16 protein-coding genes, 1 tRNA gene and 1 pseudogene are annotated in these 16,388 nt (G+C 57.3%); 9 read left to right on the top strand and 9 right to left on the bottom strand.

All coding sequences use genetic code 11. The features are described from left to right. Nucleotides 1–165 precede the first annotated feature (165 nt). From ACF8EA_RS17550 to ACF8EA_RS17535, 4 genes are all read right to left on the bottom strand, one after another. Nucleotides 166–1,461, bottom strand: a complete 1,296-nt coding sequence (locus ACF8EA_RS17550) for an NAD(P)/FAD-dependent oxidoreductase (RefSeq protein ID WP_021784191.1) — start codon at nt 1,459–1,461, stop codon at nt 166–168. 84 nt (nt 1,462–1,545) lie between these two features. Next, entirely contained in the window at nt 1,546–1,719 is a 174-nt protein-coding gene (locus tag ACF8EA_RS17545; protein ID WP_008091951.1) for a DUF3094 domain-containing protein, read from the bottom strand. 132 nt (nt 1,720–1,851) lie between these two features. After that, complete coding sequence (locus tag ACF8EA_RS17540; RefSeq protein ID WP_003247546.1) at nt 1,852–2,481, bottom strand: DUF1780 domain-containing protein; 630 nt, start codon at nt 2,479–2,481, stop codon at nt 1,852–1,854. A 55-nt stretch (nt 2,482–2,536) separates the two neighbouring features. Continuing rightward, on the bottom strand, nt 2,537–2,968 hold the full coding sequence (locus tag ACF8EA_RS17535) for a hypothetical protein (RefSeq protein ID WP_392522767.1): 432 nt from the start codon (nt 2,966–2,968) through the stop codon (nt 2,537–2,539). 86 nt (nt 2,969–3,054) lie between these two features. Here ACF8EA_RS17535 and ACF8EA_RS17530 point away from each other — a divergent pair, with 86 nt between their 5' ends. After that, a complete protein-coding gene (locus ACF8EA_RS17530; protein WP_020190540.1) occupies nt 3,055–3,762 on the top strand; it encodes an energy-coupling factor ABC transporter permease in 708 nt (235 codons plus the stop codon). Nucleotides 3,763–3,938: 176 nt separating this feature from the next. Here the strand turns inward: ACF8EA_RS17530 and yacG are convergent, their stop codons facing one another. From yacG to ACF8EA_RS17510, 4 genes are read right to left on the bottom strand one after another with little or no spacing between them, the layout of a single operon-like run. Beyond that, the gene (gene yacG / locus ACF8EA_RS17525) at nt 3,939–4,139 is read right to left on the bottom strand and encodes a DNA gyrase inhibitor YacG (protein ID WP_010951889.1); all 201 of its coding nucleotides are present in this window, start codon (nt 4,137–4,139) and stop codon (nt 3,939–3,941) included. Next, nucleotides 4,136–4,759 carry a dephospho-CoA kinase gene (gene coaE / locus ACF8EA_RS17520; protein ID WP_004575721.1) on the bottom strand — a complete coding sequence of 208 codons (624 nt, stop codon included), beginning with the start codon at nt 4,757–4,759 and terminating at the stop codon, nt 4,136–4,138. Before coaE ends, yacG begins: the two co-directional genes overlap by 4 nt. Further along, the gene (locus tag ACF8EA_RS17515) at nt 4,759–5,625 is read right to left on the bottom strand and encodes a prepilin peptidase (protein WP_392522765.1); all 867 of its coding nucleotides are present in this window, start codon (nt 5,623–5,625) and stop codon (nt 4,759–4,761) included. Before ACF8EA_RS17515 ends, coaE begins: the two co-directional genes overlap by 1 nt. 2 nt (nt 5,626–5,627) lie before the next feature. Beyond that, entirely contained in the window at nt 5,628–6,836 is a 1,209-nt protein-coding gene (locus tag ACF8EA_RS17510; protein ID WP_325950090.1) for a type II secretion system F family protein, read from the bottom strand. Between the two features lie 216 nt (nt 6,837–7,052). Here ACF8EA_RS17510 and ACF8EA_RS17505 point away from each other — a divergent pair, with 216 nt between their 5' ends. The 6 genes and pseudogenes from ACF8EA_RS17505 to ACF8EA_RS17480 all read left to right on the top strand — a co-directional run bounded on the left by ACF8EA_RS17505 (nt 7,053) and on the right by ACF8EA_RS17480 (nt 12,357). Beyond that, entirely contained in the window at nt 7,053–7,463 is a 411-nt protein-coding gene (locus ACF8EA_RS17505) for a pilin (protein ID WP_176685551.1), read from the top strand. Nucleotides 7,464–7,534: 71 nt separating this feature from the next. After that, nucleotides 7,535–7,610, top strand: a tRNA-Thr gene (locus ACF8EA_RS17500). 161 nt (nt 7,611–7,771) lie between these two features. Beyond that, a complete protein-coding gene (locus tag ACF8EA_RS17495) occupies nt 7,772–9,094 on the top strand; it encodes a tyrosine-type recombinase/integrase (RefSeq protein ID WP_392522763.1) in 1,323 nt (440 codons plus the stop codon). A 900-nt stretch (nt 9,095–9,994) separates the two neighbouring features. Continuing rightward, nucleotides 9,995–10,975 (top strand): annotated as a pseudogene (locus ACF8EA_RS17490) (integrase domain-containing protein). A 7-nt stretch (nt 10,976–10,982) separates the two neighbouring features. Next, nucleotides 10,983–11,228, top strand: coding sequence for a hypothetical protein (locus tag ACF8EA_RS17485; protein ID WP_392522794.1), 246 nt, complete (start codon nt 10,983–10,985; stop codon nt 11,226–11,228). Nucleotides 11,229–11,562: 334 nt separating this feature from the next. Further along, complete coding sequence (locus ACF8EA_RS17480) at nt 11,563–12,357, top strand: hypothetical protein (RefSeq protein WP_392522761.1); 795 nt, start codon at nt 11,563–11,565, stop codon at nt 12,355–12,357. Between the two features lie 280 nt (nt 12,358–12,637). Here the strand turns inward: ACF8EA_RS17480 and ACF8EA_RS17475 are convergent, their stop codons facing one another. After that, on the bottom strand, nt 12,638–13,708 hold the full coding sequence (locus ACF8EA_RS17475; RefSeq protein WP_392522792.1) for a hypothetical protein: 1,071 nt from the start codon (nt 13,706–13,708) through the stop codon (nt 12,638–12,640). 1,129 nt (nt 13,709–14,837) lie between these two features. Between ACF8EA_RS17475 and ACF8EA_RS17470 the strand changes: the two genes are divergently transcribed. Both ACF8EA_RS17470 and ACF8EA_RS17465 read left to right on the top strand, forming a co-directional pair. After that, complete coding sequence (locus tag ACF8EA_RS17470) at nt 14,838–15,419, top strand: hypothetical protein (RefSeq protein WP_392522760.1); 582 nt, start codon at nt 14,838–14,840, stop codon at nt 15,417–15,419. A 198-nt stretch (nt 15,420–15,617) separates the two neighbouring features. Next, nucleotides 15,618–16,169, top strand: a complete 552-nt coding sequence (locus tag ACF8EA_RS17465) for a hypothetical protein (protein ID WP_392522759.1) — start codon at nt 15,618–15,620, stop codon at nt 16,167–16,169. Nucleotides 16,170–16,388 lie beyond the last annotated feature (219 nt).

Genomic DNA, 16,388 nt, shown 5'->3' with positions numbered 1-16,388 from the left:
GAGATGCCCTTTTTCTTTTTCCCCGAAAAATGCGCCCTTCGGTGCAAATCCCACCCTTTTGCCACACCGCCCCTTTGTAGGAGCGGGTTCACCCGCGAATGCGGCAGTGCAGCCACCATCGCATTCACAGGTAAACCCGCGCCATACAGGGCATGCGGGCGCCTGTTAGTGCAGCTTCAGGCGCGGCTCGGTACCCCGGCCAATCTTGCTGCCCAGCATCATCAACGCCGTGCGGAAGAACCCGTACAGCGCCATCTGGTGCATGCGGTACAGCGACACGTAGAACATCCGCGCCAGCCAGCCTTCCAGCTTCACACTGCCCATCAGGTTACCCATCAGGTTGCCCACCGCGGAGAAGCGCGACAGCGACACCAGCGAGCCATAGTCCTTGTACTCGTAAGTCGGCAGGGTCTTGTTCTCCAGACGCGCCTTCAGGCTTTGCGCCAGCATCGAAGCCTGCTGGTGCGCCGCCTGTGCGCGCGGCGGCACGTTACGGTCGCTGCCAGGTTGCGGGCAGGCGGCGCAGTCACCGAAGGCGAAGATGTTGTCGTCGCGGGTGGTTTGCAGGGTAGGGCGCACGACCAACTGGTTGATGCGGTTGGTTTCCAGGCCATCGATGTCCTTGAGGAAACCTGGCGCGCGGATACCGGCTGCCCACACTTTCAGGCTGGCCTGGATCACTTCACCGTCCTTGGTTTTCAGGCCGTCCTCGGTCACTTCACTGACCGCGGCGTTGGTCATCACCTTCACCCCGAGTTTTTCCAGGGTCTTGTGAACCGGTATGCTGATGCGCTCCGGCAGCGCCGGCAGAACACGCGGGCCCGCCTCGATAAGGGTGATGTGCATGTCCTTGGGCTGGATGCGGTCCAGGCCATAGGCCGCCAGCTCGTGGGCAGCGTGGTGCAGCTCGGCCGCCAGCTCTACACCGGTGGCACCGGCGCCGACAATGGCTACGCTGATTTTTTCGCTGGCCACGTCGCCGGCGTGGGCACGCAGGTAGTGGTTCAGCAGTTGCTGGTGGAAACGCTCGGCCTGCTTACGGGTATCCAGGAACAGGCAGTGCTGCGCTGCGCCCAGGGTGCCGAAGTCGTTGGTGTTGGAGCCCACGGCGATCACCAGGGTGTCGTAGCCCAGGGTGCGCGCAGGCAGCAGCTCGCGGCCCTCTTCGTCGAGGGTGGCAGCCAGTTGAATCTGCTTGCCTTCACGGTCCAGGCCGCTCATGCGCCCCAGCTGGAAATTGAAGTGGTTCCACTTGGCCTGAGCCACGTAGTTCAGTTCGTCTTCCGAGGAGTTCAGCGAGCCGGCGGCCACTTCGTGCAGCAGTGGCTTCCAGATGTGCGTGAGGTTGGTGTCGACCAGGGTGATTTCGGCCTGCTTGCGCTTGCCCAGGCTTTTACCCAGGCGGGTCGCCAGTTCCAGGCCGCCAGCGCCGCCGCCGACAATCACGATGCGATGAGTCATGGGAATATCTCATAAGGTTTACGGAATTCGTGGCCCTGGGGGCCGGCCGCAAACTGCACGAGGGGAGGGCGAGCGCTAAGCAGCTCATAGCACCAGTCCACTCAGCAGGCGGCTGATGAGACCCAACCCGATGGTCACGGCCAGCACCAGCACAAGGAGCAGCCACGGCCGGAAGGGCCTGCGCTCGACTTGGTGCTGGGGGGCTCGCAGATACTCATCGACACGACGCTGATCTTCCGGGTTCAGGCGGCTGGTCATGGTGGGCCTCGTCAGGTAGACGTTTGTGACTGTGCAAACGCTACAGCGTTCGCGCAGGCGCTTGAAACAAATGATAATGCTTTCTATCCCTGGCGCCGAGTGTACGCCATCGCAAACAGTCGCTGCACTGGATCAAAGACTGATGCCTACGTCGAAGACGATGCTGCGGCCCAGGTTGCCGCGCAGGAAATCCGGCGCATCGGGGTGGGCAAACAGTACCCGGGCAAAGGTTGGCCCGACCAGCGACAGCGAGCGCCAGCCCTGGCGCAGGTATTCGGTAGGCGGCGGGAAGTGGGTGTTGAGGTCGAGCACTTCGCGCTTGAGGCTGGAGAACGCGATGATGTCCAGCTCGTTCAGCTCCAGCCCGCGTTCCCGGTAATTGTGCGCCTTCTTGCGCAAGGTGGGCGCCAGGCGCCCCAGCAGTTCGGTGGCACTGATGCGCCGTGGGCGTGCTTCGCGGCGTACCAGCTGCGCCAGGGAAAACGCACTGCGTCGCCGCTGCAGCTCCTCGCGCCATTCATCGTTCAGCCGGCGGCCCTCGTCGAGCACAAAAAACACCTCGAAGGCGGCGTCGCGGAACAGCACGTCTGGCGGCTCCTGCCCCGCCGGGGTGAAGTCCTCGCTGCGGTAGGGAATGTTCAGCCCCTGCAACAGGCGCTGGCACACCCATCGCTCCCGCTCCCACTTACGGGCGTTGGAGAGAAAGGCATTGGCTTGTTCGGCCTGGATGGTAAGCAGGCGCAGGTAGTCTGAGTCATCCATGCAGACAAGCTTAGCCGCTAATCGATGACGGTAAGATGCTGTTTAAGCGTGAGAATCAGCCCAGCATTGACCACTGCTGCACCAGCCCGACCAGATGCACCACGCCAAAGCCCAGGCAGATCAGCGAACTGACCACGATAAAACGCTGCGAACGCCCGGTGCCCGCCAGCAATACTGGCCCCAGCAGACCGCGTAGCAAATACACCAGGGTGATCAGGCAAATGACTGGCAGCAGCAAGGGCAGCCGCCCGATCGCCCCGGCAGCCGACAGCGCATAGGCCGACCAGGCCAGCAACACGCAGGCGATGGCGGCGGTGATCAGCGCCGGGTAGCAGCGGCCCTTCTCGGCGGCCCCCGCCATGCGCTCACCGGCCCCGAACAAACGGTACCAACGCGGCCCCACGGAGATGATGGCCAGGTGAATTACGCCGATGATGGCGTTGAGTGCCGCTGCCAGTAGCAGGGCGGGGTTGGTTCCTTCCAGCATGACCAATGCTTCCTGCATCGAATGGAAGCGTCAGCCTACCGCAGCCGAAGGAATGGGAGAATGGGTGTAGACTCGGTTTTATCCACATGGCCGCAAAGGGTATTGTTCAGGTGATCAGCGCGCAGGTGTTATCCGGCACCACCCTTACCCTTGGCTGGCTGGGTTATGTGCCGTTGCTGATCTGGGCGGTCAGCCGGGTTCGCTGGGTTGAACTGTTTACCGACCGGCGCCGCCAGCATTTGCTGTTTGGCACGGTGTTCTGCCTGTTTGCGCTGTGGCTGGTGCGGCGCGACTTTGATACCGGGGTGTCGTACCACTTTATTGGCATGACGGCGGTCACCCTGTTGCTGGACTGGCCGCTGGCGGTGCTGGGTGGGTTCATGGCCCAGCTCGGCTTGCTGGCGCTGGGGCGTCAGGACCTGGCGGCGCTGGGGGTGAATGGTTTGTTGCTGGTTGGCTTGCCGGTGCTGATTACCGAGGTGTGCGCGCTATTGGTGGAGCGTGCCCAGCCCCGCAACCTGTTCGTTTACATCTTTTGTTCGGGTTTTTTTCCGGCAGCGCTGACTGTGCTGATTTGCGTCCCCGCAGCGCTAGGCGTGTTGTGGCTGGACGGGCGTTTTGCCCTGCCGGAGTGGCTCAGCGACTTTGTTGGCTACCTGTGGCTGATGATGTTCCCCGAGGCGTTCATCAACGGCATGGTGATCAGTGCGCTGGTGGTGTTTTGCCCCGAGTGGCTTGAAACCTTCAACCGGACGCGGTACCTGCAGGCGCCCTGGAAGGAAGATGAGCGGTGAATGTGTGGTGGCTGTGCCGGCCTCTTGGGGGGTAATGCACAGCACTTAGAGGTTGCACTCTCACTGTGGGAGCGGGCATGCCCGCGAACACGGGCGAAGCCCGTGCCATCCACTGCGGCGCCTGCTTCCACAGGTACCGCGTGGGTTGTGGGCCCGCGTTGTATTTGTGGATCAGCTCAATGCCGCGGCTCCAGGTCCCCCGAATACAGCTCATCTTCGGACTCTTCCGACCCCGCAATCTTGTGCTCCTCAGCCGCCCAGGCGCCCAGGTCGATCAGCTTGCAACGGTCCGAACAAAACGGTCGGAACGCGTTTTTTTCGCTCCATTCCACAGGCGCGCCGCAAGTTGGGCAATCGACGGTCAATGGCTGGCTCATGGCTGGCCTCCTTTCAAAGTCAGGTAAAAGTGGTGCAGGCGGTCAATCTGCTCATGCAGCGCGGCCAGGCCGCCGTCGTTGACCACCACATCATCGGCATGGCGCAGGCGATCCTCACGGGCCAACTGCGCCTGCAAAATGGCCTGCACGTGTTCGGCACTGGTATTGTCCCGCGCCAGGGTGCGGGCTATTTGCAGGTCCTGCGGCGCATCGATCACCAGCACACGTTGGGTCTTATGGTGTTGGCCCGATTCGATCAGCAGTGGGGACACATATACCGCATAAGGCGACTGCGCCTTGGCCAGATAGCTGAAAATCTCCTGACCGATCAGCGGGTGCAGCAGTTGCTCCAGCCATTTGCGTTGCGCCGGGTCGGCGAAAATCAGCTGGCGCAGGGCGGCGCGATCGAGCTGGCCGTCGCCCTGCAGCACGCCCGGGCCGAAGCGCTCGACGATGCTGGCCAGGGCCGGGCGACCAGGTTCGACAACCCAGCGCGCCGCCTGGTCGGCATCGACCAGGTGCACGCCAAGCTCGACAAAGCGCTCGGCAGCGGCACTTTTGCCGCTACCAATGCCGCCAGTCAGGCCGAGAATCCAGGGGGTAAAGGCCGCAGTGGTCATCAGTATCCAAGCAGTTGCATGTATGAGGCGTATATTTCATCACCCCAGAGCACGGCAATCCACCCCGCAATTGCCAGATAAGGGCCAAACGGGATTGCCGTGCCCATGGCATCCCGGCGAAAACGCAGCAGGCACAGGCCAAACAGCGCCCCCACCACCGACGACAACAGCAGCGTCAACGGCAGCACCTGCCAACCCCCCCACGCCCCGATCAGCGCCATCAGCTTGAAATCGCCATAGCCCATGCCTTCCTTGCCGGTGACCAGCCTGAACACCCAGTACACCGTCCACAGGCTGAGGTACCCGGCCACTGCGCCCCACAGTGCGTCGGCCAGGGCCACATGGATACCAAAGGCATTGACGATCAGCCCTAGCCACATGGTCGGCAACACCAGCACATCCGGCAGCAACTGGTGGTCCGCATCGATCAGGCTCAGCGCCAGCAGGCACCAGGTCAGCGGCAGAGCCAGCAACGCCTCTAGCGAAGCGCCAAAGCGCCAGGCCACTACCAGCGACAGCAGCGCGCTGGCCACTTCCACTACCGGGTAACGCAGGCTGATGCGGTTTTTGCAGGACGAACAGCGCCCGCCCAAGGCCAGGTAGCTGATGACTGGAATGTTCTCCCACGCACGAATCCGGTGTGCGCAGTGTGGGCACCGGGAGGCGGGCAGGCACAGGTCGAAACGCGCGTGCTGCGTGGTCGGCAGCCCCAATACCTCTTGCGCCTCACGCTGCCATTGGCGCTCCAGCATGATCGGCAGGCGATACACCAGCACGTTGATAAAGCTGCCCACCAGCAGGCCGAGCACCGTGGCAAGGGTGAGGAAATACGCTGGCTGTTCAGCCAGCAAAGCCCATAAAGTCATGTTCAGATCAAACTACCCAACTGGAAGATCGGCAGGTACATCGCCACCACCAGGCCACCCACCAGCAAGCCCAGGATCAGCACGATGGCCGGCTCCAGCAGGCTGGTCAACTGGTCCAGCGCCTGGCTGACCTGTTCCTCGTAATGGCTGGCGGCTTTTTCCAGCATCTGGTCCAGCGTGCCGCTGGATTCACCGATGGCCGTCAACTGCACCAGCAAGGGGGGAAACAACGGTTCACCGGCCATCGCCTGGTTCAGCCCTTGCCCATTGGCCATGCCTTGGCGTAGCCGCAACACCGCCTGCTCGTGCAGGTCGCCACCCGTTACCCGCGCCACCGTCCCCAGCGCATCCAGCAACGGCACCCCGGCGCCGTAGGACGTTGCCAGGCTACGCGCAAACCGCGCCAGCGCGGCCTGCCCCAGCAACTTGCCAAACACGGGCAAGCCCAGCACCCGCCAAGATATCCACAGGCGCGCTGGCGCGTGCTGCCGGTAAAGCTGGCGCACGGCAACACCCATCACCAAGCCCATCACCAGCAGCAGCGGCGCAAACCGGCTCAGCCCTGTGGACAAGTTGATCACCCATTGGGTAAATGCCGGCAACGCCGCACCCATGCCCGAGAACATGCTCTCGAATTTAGGAATCACCTCCAGCAACAAGATTGCCGACACCCCCAGCCCGGTCAGCAACAGCAGCAGCGGGTAGATCATCGCCTTGCGCACCTTCTTGTGCAGCACCCGACGCTGTTCCAGCATGCCGGCCAGCTGCTCCAGCTGCCGGTCGAGCGTACCGGACTGCTCGCCCACCCGTACCAGGTTGCAATACAGCGCATCGAACCATGCCGGGTGACGCTGCAACGCATCCGCCAACCCCAGGCCCGAGGCCACATCCTGTTTCAATCTTTCCAGCAGCGCCGCCTGCGCCGCATCGCAACCACTGCGGCCCATCACCTCGAACGCCTGCAGCAGCGGCACCCCGGCCTTGAGCAACGTCGCCAACTGCCGGCTGAACCCCGCCGGGTCAGCCTTTTCGCGCCGCTTTGGCAAGCTGAACGCCAGCCCGCTGGCCGGCCGCAAACTCGCCACCGTAATGCCCTGGCGAATCAGCCCGGCGCGCACATAAGCCGGGCTGCGCCCGGGTGTTTGGCCGCTGACCGGCGCGCCATTGGCGTCGGTGCCGTGCCAGCGGTAGAGAAGTGAAGATGAAGTCATGCAAAGGTCCTTGTTCAGCCCCGGCGACAAGCCTGGAAACAGCTTGCCGCGTCCATGCAAGGGCACGCGTCCGTGATGCTCACTAGAGTAGTTCAGCGAAGATGACGCCCGTGCGGGCAGGGGTGACAAAAGGTGTCTGTTCAGGCCTACTGCGCCGCTGCCGGTTGGGGCGCAACTGACCTCAATGTGTAAGCGAATCAAAAAGGAACTACGTTCATGAAAGGGCAACGCGGTATCACCCTGATCGAACTGATGATCGTCGTCGCGATCATCGGCATTCTGGCGACCATCGCCTTACCGATGTACACCAACCACCAGGCACGCTCCAAGGCCGCGGCCGGGTTGCTGGAGATCAGCGCCCTGAAGACGGCGATGGATCTGCGGCTGAATGATGGCAAGGATGTAGCGGATGTAGCCGCCCTGGGTGGCCAGCCGGCGACGGCGCATTGTGCGATCACGGCGAGCGGCAAGGCCGCAGATGGCAGCGGCAGCATTGTCTGCACCCTGGTGGACGCGCCGGCCAACGTGCTGGGCAAAGCACTGACCCTGACGCGTTCGGCCAGCGGCTGGGCGTGCACGACCGACATCGAGGAAGACCTGGCGCCCAAAGGGTGCAAGGGGGCTTGAGGGCAGGGCAATAAACCAGCGGAAACAGGGGTTTGCGTTGCGGGTGTGAGCAGTGGTACGTTGCGCTACACGCCGGTGTAGCTCAGTCGGTAGAGCAGCGCACTCGTAACGCGAAGGTCGCAGGTTCGATTCCTGTCTCCGGCACCAGTTCAGGTTCCAGTGAAGGCTACCAAAATTTCTGTAACCCCCGTAAAACCCGCCTTTTGGCGGGTTTTTTCGTTATGGCGTTCCGTCGGATTCCGACAGCTGCCAGCCGATTTAGGGGTAACGTTTGGGATAAAGTCGATTCGATAAAGGGGTTTACCCTTATGGCTCGTACTACTGCTCCCCTGACCGACACCGCATGCCGTTCGGCAAAGCCTATTGACCGCCCCTACAAGCTTTTCGACGGTGACGGTCTTTACCTCCTCGTTTACCCCAATGGCCGCAAAGGCTGGCGCTTCCGGTATGTGAAGCCGGATGGGCGCGAGGGGCTGACCTCGTTTGGCAACTACCCCGTCATCGGTCTCGCAGATGCTCGGCAGAAGCGTCTGGAGACTAAGCGGATGCTGGCTGAAGGCATTGATCCGATTGCGTCCAAGCAGCAGGCTAAGGCCGAAGCGGTTGTCAGAGGCCACACATTCGAACGCGTTGCCTTGGACTGGCATAAGGAAATGTCCGTGAAGTGGGCGCCTGGCCATTCGAGGACCGTGCTCAGTCGTTTGAAGACTCACGTATTCCCGCTGCTCGGCGCACGCGCCATCGTTGATCTGGATACCTGCGACCTCATGCGGTCGCTGGAAGAGATCAAGAAACGCGGCACGATCGATGTGGCCTTGAGGGTGCAGAACTACCTGCAAAGCATCATGCGTGACGCGAAGCGGCTACGGCTGATCACGGTGAACCCTGCATATGACCTTGAGGGCTTCATCAGCGCGCCACGGGTTACGCACCGGCCTGCACTCCCGCTGTCACGCCTGCCTGAGTTGATGGACCGCATCGAGAACTACAAGGGACGCACGCTCACTCGGCTGACCGTCATGCTCTCGCTGCACGTGTTTGTCCGGTCCAGCGAATTGCGCTTCGCACGCTGGAGTGAATTCGACCTGAAGCGCGGAATATGGGAGATACCTGACACGCGGCCTGCGTTGGACGGCGTCCGGTATTCGACCAGAGGCACGAAGATGGCGGGCGACATCCATCTGGTACCTCTGTCACCGCACGCGGTGGCGTTGCTCGAACAGATTCATGCGATTACGGGGTACTTCGATTTGGTGTTCACCAGCGACGCTCGCTCGTGGAAGCCTATGTCCGAAAACACGGTCAACAGCGCTCTGCGGAACATGGGCTACGACACCAAGACTGAAATCTGCGGGCATGGCTTCCGGTCCATGGCGTGCAGTGCTTTGGTCGAATCCGGACTTTGGTCAGAGACGGCTATTGAGCGGCAGATGAGCCACAGGGAGCGCAACAACGTTCGGGCGGCGTATATCCACAAGGCCGAGTTCCTGGAGGAACGGCGAATGATCATGAGTTGGTGGAGTCGTTACCTTGACGCGAACCGGCAGGAACACATTTCGCCGCATGAGTTCGCGAATCAGATCGGGGCAAACGTTTCCAGCCTGAGAGCAAAGCGTGGCGCTGTCGAGTGAGCGCACGGCTTTGAAATTTCGGTGATCCGCTTTCCATACGGGTCCATCCAAACAGGGCTGCAAAGCCGCCCTGTTTGGATGGACCTCACCTAAAAAATTAAAAGCACCCAATCTGCCACTGGAAACCACGGGATTCCGTACACGCCCAATGCCATTTTCAACCACAAAATCCTGCGGGCGAGTCGCTTGACCCTCTCGGATTGCGGGCGTAGAAAAGACAGTGCAAAGGCTGTCGTTGACAGCACCCCAGGTGACCCGAGCCTTCAAGGTCACGCCGCTCTCGCGGTGGTTCTCCCCAAGGGCGATTCGCATCCGGCAGCTCGCCCGGTCACCTTCCCGGTGATGGATGCCTACTTCAGATCATGGCCCTCGTGCGCCAGGTAACACCTCCTACTTCGCTGCCCTGCAGCAACCAATCCGCTTGGCCAAGCTTGCGCCAACATGCGCCCGTCTCTTTCTCCTGGAAAGAGACGGGCGCTTCTACCACTGCTGCAGCCCTCATCGCACTTGGCTTTGCGGCAACTCCACTCGTGACAATCAGCGTGACAAACGCCGATGTCACCAGCAACAGCGCTGTGGATGATGGTGCCGCAGACCAAGGAATGGACTGCACCTGACTGACAGTCAGGCATGCCCCGGTCATCGCAGTGCTGCGTTCACCCGGCTCACGATCCCGCGGCACTGGTCTCGTCAACCAATGCAGCCTCTACCCGCCCACCGGTAACGGTGCTCAGGAGGCCAGATCATGAGATGCCCTTGCTCCCGGACGTAAGGAGCCGCCAGTCCCGCGTAGAGGACATTCCCCACAGGTCGCAGGGGCCTTGATCCCTGATAACACTCAGCATTCTTGGCGGGATGACGTGGGGCGAGGATCGGAGAACGGTAGATGAGGTGACTGATATGGCATTGGTGGGTAGACGCAATGGTCGTAATTTCGGCTACGGCAGGCAATTGAGTTACGCAGGACCTCAGGCGCTGAAAGACATGTTCGGCGGCGGTCATTACGGCACGGTCAAGGCACACTGTGATCGGTGGCAGGCATTCGTGAAGTGGTGCCGCTCCGAACAGGGACCCGGTATCAATGACTCGCGACAAATCGATCGAAAGGTGCTGGCCGCCTAAGCGGCGTATCTGCGCGGTGCGGTTGAGCGCGGTGACCTCGCCATCAGCACCGCACAAAACCGGCTATCCAGCATTAACAGGACTATGGCAGCGCTTCGCGGTGATCAGTACGTGAAATTGCCCAGCCCGAGCAAGGCGTTGGGTATGCAGCGCAGCGGGGTTCGTCACTCGGTGCCGCAGGGACAAGATCGCGAACAGGTTAAACAGATCGTCGATGCGCTTTGCCGGCATCATGAGCTACGAGCCGCTGCGATTGTTCTGTTGGCGCGAGCCACCGGTATGCGCTTGCGTGAGGCCATCTTGGCTGACCTGCCACGGTTAAGCCGTGAGGCTAACAACCTAGGCAAGATCAATATTCAGGATGGCACCAAAGGCGGCCGCGCCGGTGCCTCGGCGCCACGTTGGATAACAGTGGACGATCATATTCGTGGTGCACTTGAGTTTGCACGGCAGATTTCGCCTGCGGGTAGCCGCAACCTGATTGCGCCACATGAAAGCTACCTGAATGTTCTGCAAGAAATCATCCGCCCTGCACGGGACATCCTGCAGGCACACAACCTCAAAGGCTTTCATGAGCTACGAGCGGCGTACGCGTGTGAGCGCTATGAGCAAGTCACCCAACACCGCGCGCCTATCAACGGTGGCCTACGTCGCGAGATAGATAAGACCCTTGATCGTGAGTATCGTAGACAAATCAGCTACGAGCTGGGGCACGGACGGATCGACGTGGTCGCTGCCTACATAGCTGGCCGGGCATGAGTAAGTTCTGACCGGCTCGCACGCAACCCGGCAACGCCATGTGCGACAGGCAAAAATCATTCAGGCCAAAATAGCAGAGCGCTGGCAGCTAGAAACACCTAGGGCCTGGCGGAGAAAACATGTGGCTTGGTTTGTTGAGCATCGCCTGGCGATGCAATGCAAGGCAACTCGGTATTACTACCTGCTGACCGTACAGCTGCTAGTTCGTCGTCTAGGCAAAGCATGGGTCTTCAAGTGCCAAACGAAGGTCTGATTGAAAGTAGCGACCGACCGCTTTCGACCCAAGGCTGCCCGTTGTGGAGGGCAGCTAACGGCCAGAAGCGTACCTTTAGTTACTCATCCCCAAAGCTAGCCGCGTGCAGGCATACTGCGGTTGATGAGCTACTAGCCCAAACCCGATGGATGGCCGATGCTTCACGTACAGGATCCGCTCGGGGGGTGGTATTTTAGCCCGTATCTCAGGGTACAAAATTTACGGTTGGGCATTCACATGTAAATCAACATGCTTTTGATTTTTTAACCGCAGGGGCTGCCTGCATAGATCGTTATGCGACGAAAGCCAAAAAAACATTGAAGGGTGTTGATAAGTGGAAGTAAGAACTCCAGCCATCACAGGCGATATAATATTAATGTGTCGTCCCGCGAAAAACTCTAACTTAATTGCTCAGTCTATATTTAGACAGGCGAGAGCAAGGCATAGTCATGTCTCGATTGTTTTGTCTGAGTTTAGCTTTATGGATGCAATGCGGGATTCAGGCGTTCAAGTTCAGTCGCTAGCGTCTTACTTGAATGAGAATAGAGATTTTCAGGTATATCGAAATAATCAGTTGTTAGTGGGGGGTAAGCTAGGCCAGCTAAGAGAAAATTTACAGTTTTACAGTCGGCAAAAATATAGTTTAAGAGGAATTTTGTTCCCAACCTGGAGACATTCATTCTGCTCTGAGTTGGCAGCTAAAGCCTATGATGGCACTGGCGTGAAATTAACCACAAAAAATCGAAACCCAAGGCATGTTTTGCCAGTAGATATCTACAAGCATATTAGTACAAGTCCTGATTGGGTTGAGGTAACTCAGGAGTACAAAGATGCCTTCTTTGATAGTGACCATTTGTCACTTTTAGATGATGCATCAAAAATTGATAGATTTAACGTCGACCTTACTCAGCAAATGGGCTTTAGCCAGCAGGCATTCTCAGATCTAGCATATCGGGCCACACAGCATAGCGACGAGCCTTTAGTAATTGAACCAAACATGCGTTATTGGAGCAACCCTCTGGCCGGCAAGGTAAGTATTATTTGGCGAGTCGGTTTTACATTAAAGTATTGGGCTCGTATGATCGCAGAGTTGGCGGTTCTTCTTTGGGTGAGATTATTTAAGCGATGACTTCATTGGCTATTTGGCGGTCCTGGCATTTTGCTTGCGACATATACCTACTCATACAAAGGATGTTTGTTTTATCTTGCTGAGATTCATTAGTCTCAACAGTAAAGCGTTATGAATTAATAGAAATATGCTAGCCAAGCTCCGGCCGAATGTTGCCTTTCGCCACCGATACCTATGGGTCGGTTGCTGCCATTCGCGAGAGGCAGCTTCGGGTCGAAAGCTGCCTTCCTTAACAGGCAGTGAAGGCCATCCACTGGCTGGTCAAATTAATTTGTATTGGTCATTCAAGGATTAACTCAGAAGTAAAGATATTTCCAATTTTTAAGGTCGCGCTCTTCTCGTCATCATGAATGACGTTTGTTCCCATCATGCCAATCCAATTGTTACTGGATGGCTCAACCAGCGTCTCGATGGTCGGTTGCTCTCGGAGTGAATCGAGTGCATCCATATTGATACCTTGTCTTACGGTGACTTTTGAAATTGCAGTCTCGTGATCATATATCGGTCTCGGTAACTGGAAAGTTACCTCGCGACCACGATAGCGGCCACCGAAAAGTTGGTGTCTGGAGGTGCTCTCACGTAATTCTTCTCTTGCGCGGCGGTCTCTATTTGCAAGGAAATCGACGCGTTCCCTATCTGCTTTTTTTCTCGAAGGAGGCATGGCTTGCGGTTTGCCGAACGGTGCAGCTATCGCCTCTGCCGCAGTTTCAAAGCCTGTTGACCGAAGCAGTTTTGCCATAACGCCACGGGTTGCAGCGTCTTTGGCATAACCCAGTTCGCTCTCGGAAATTGTCACAGGATCTTCGGGTTCCGGATCAATGATGCCCAAGTGACTTGGATTCCCACCCTCAATGCCGATGCTTAGGCCTGAGACCAATCGTTGGCCCGTGTATCCGGGCGGAAACAGGATCGAAAGTTTTTGGGATATGCCCGAAGCCATTTGGCGATCCCTGAAAGCCTCGCCAGATTGAGTTCCTTTACACTCCAAAATGTGCCACTTACCATCATGGCCTCGAGCCACAAAATCAGGCGTCTTGTTTGGTCCACGCTTCGCAGTACGATGTTGGTGCACGCCATGAGTCGCGCCATACCGCTGCAAAAAATAACGCCCATCGACAATCTCAACCAAAGATAAATTTTTCATTAGCCAGACTATCGGCACCCCCATTCCGAAGTCATCACTCAGAATAGTTTTCTGGTGCGCATCAAGATCTGCATAGCTTCTCGTCAAACGCAGGTCAGCATCATGAGGAGTGATCGCTGCCAAATACCTAACCCAAGCCCAGAACTCTGCAAGCGAAACGCCTGTGACAGAAGTCGGTGTTGTCAAGTAGCCAATTATTAATAACATCGAATTGATGTTCAGATTAAAACTGTCGGTGCCTGCCGTGAAGGCACGCGGAAAGCTTGGGATCTTGCCGACACCAGGCCAACTGGATTTATCGACATGAACGCTGATCGTACGGTGCATCGTAGGTAATCATCCTTGAAAATTAGGCACCAATATTAGCCGTGGCCGACGAGAACTGTCGAGCAGCACTCGCATGCTCTCAATCGAAGAATACAACGCTACCGGACAGTCGGACCTAAAATCATGTTCTCACGCTCCCGGCAGGAGATCACAGATCATTTAGAGCTGAGCATCCATCGAGTCTCCGCAATCGCCCAGAAGCGGACCTTCACGGCTGGAGAAAACAACTCGAAGTCGACCTAGACACAGTGATGAAGACTTCGTACGCTCCGTGCACGCGTTCTTTTTGGCCGTGGCTTGGTTCTTGCCCCATATCTGTAGACATACCAAATCTCAATGGAGTGAATATGCGGCAATCCCTTGGATATAACGGAGCCCAGAAAGATCCTAATGGCACATGGGCCTGTGGTGGCGCCTATACGGGTGCCCAACGAGATACCGACGGCTCTTGGGTATGCGGCGGGGCATACACCGGAGCCCAGCAAAATCCTAATGGAACATGGGTCTGTGGCGGTGCCTATACCGGGGCACAAAAGAACCCCGATGGTACTTGGGTATGCGGCGGGGCATACACTGGAGCCCAGCAAAATCCTAATGGAGCGTGGGTCTGTGGCGGCGCCTATTCAGGAGCTAAAAAAATCCGAATGGCACATGGTTATGTAGTTAGCCGCCTAGCAATGCACTTCACTTCTAATCGTGGCTGCGGTCAAGGCCACGCATGTCGCTGAATCGACGATCAATCCTTGGTCGTGCCTATCAGCGAGTCGATCAACATGGCCGAAACGGTATCGCCATTTTCAGCACCAGTTGGCGCAGCGATTTAACGGTGCATAAGTGATCGGAGGGCCAAAATTTGGATGTGACGTCAGCTGGACGCGAAAGATTGTTCGACATCACAATGATATCCTTGACCTGTAGGTAGACGAAGTTTACAGTGTTCTATTTAATCTAAGTTTGCAGTGGTTTTCTTTTGAGCGGTCATTGCAACTTATGAAAACAAGGAAGGCGAGTGGCATATTTCGAATCGTGTGAAATCCCATCGGATCGGCTTGAAAAATATAGTAATCTCTATCATTGGACCAGTGTAGAAAGTGCTGTCAAGATTCTAATGACCCAGTCAATTTATGGCTGCGATATGGGTAGGCATGCCAATTTTTCAATCAATGAGCGTGATGACATAGCACGAGTAAAAGAAGTCATGTTGGAGTTCAATTTTAGAGGGCAGCATGTGTCAATTTTTGGTGATACATTCGATTCAAAGTCCGCTCCTACCGGATTTCACAACACCGCCTTTCATCTTTTCATTGAAGGTAAACCATCGGATTGGAGTACAGTGGAGGGCAGGTCCAATCTCAGGTACTGGCAGTCGAATATCTATCCAGGAACACGCGGGCTAGAGTTTGCAGGTGTCCGCCAGTTTCAGGGGGTTTACAAGGACGTGCTGGCACCTGAAGCCTGCACTAAACCGAATTTTTGGGCATCTTCTTCAAAAAAATCTGAATACGAACGTACACTACAGTTAGCACTGAGAAAGCAGAATCTAATTAAATTGGCGTCTAGTTTTAAAGGTGCGGCAATCTCAGTACCATAACAGCCCAACCACACTGAGCACGTCGGTTTTTTTGTGTGGGCTTGGCGATTACAGGTTGACGATGCTCCGGAGTGCTTCGCGGATGATAGAAGAGCGGCGTTTGATGGAACGGCTATAATCAACAAGGTAAGACGTGTTTTTGAGGAGCTTTAAATTTACTGGTAACTCAGAGCTTCATTGGCGAGAAGGAAGTTAAAGATGAAGATGGACCTGTTGAATGATTTTTCGACGCTGTTTTCTTACTGCTGGTATCGCGACTTTCCTCTAGATAATAGTTACCGGGATATGGGGTCGACTTCTGACTGGAATATCCATACTGGTCTGACCGTTCGTCGGGTCTCCGATATGATGGGTTACTACGCTCATTTTGAATCCGGTGGACGAACTGACGCGGTGATTCGCGATTCGCAAAAAGCACCAGTACTCTTTGCCGAGTGGGAGTGGAACAGCCCTTTCGAGAATGAAATCAATGAGCCGAAAAAACTCTCTGACGCGGTACTCAAGGCACGCCCCCGGTTCTGTTTCCTGTTCAGCTATGCGCCGGTCGGCACCCTCCAGAACCAGCTCAATTACATTCAAGACGCCTGGGAGGCGGATGTGCCGTTGCTGGTCACGCTGATTGAGTACGAAGGCAGCAGCAATCGTTTCTTCAAAACCATGATCACGTACCGTCTGGATAGCGGCGTCTGGAGTCAGGTGAGAGAGCAGCAAGCCCTGTCGTGGGATGTGGCTGGGACACGCTGGGCCTAGGGGGCGAGTGTCTATCTATCTCCAGCAGTTACGGCTTATCAGGCGCCCGGAGATGGGTGCCTATTGCACCGACATACGTATGAATCTGCCTGCCAACGGGCCAATGCTCTCACACCCAAGGTAGGGGTCGGTGAACACACTGTCGTGCGGGTAACTGCATCGCATGCATAGTCGGCATCAGCAGTGCTCTTGCAGCCAATCGTCAGCCTTACCGGAAGC

It is taken from the genome of Pseudomonas sp. YQ_5 (assembly GCF_043103305.1).
In the GTDB taxonomy this organism is placed as follows: domain Bacteria; phylum Pseudomonadota; class Gammaproteobacteria; order Pseudomonadales; family Pseudomonadaceae; genus Aquipseudomonas; species Aquipseudomonas putida_Y.
The sequence above is the reverse complement of the archived record's forward strand: the minus strand, read 5'-3'. Positions and strand labels throughout refer to the sequence as shown.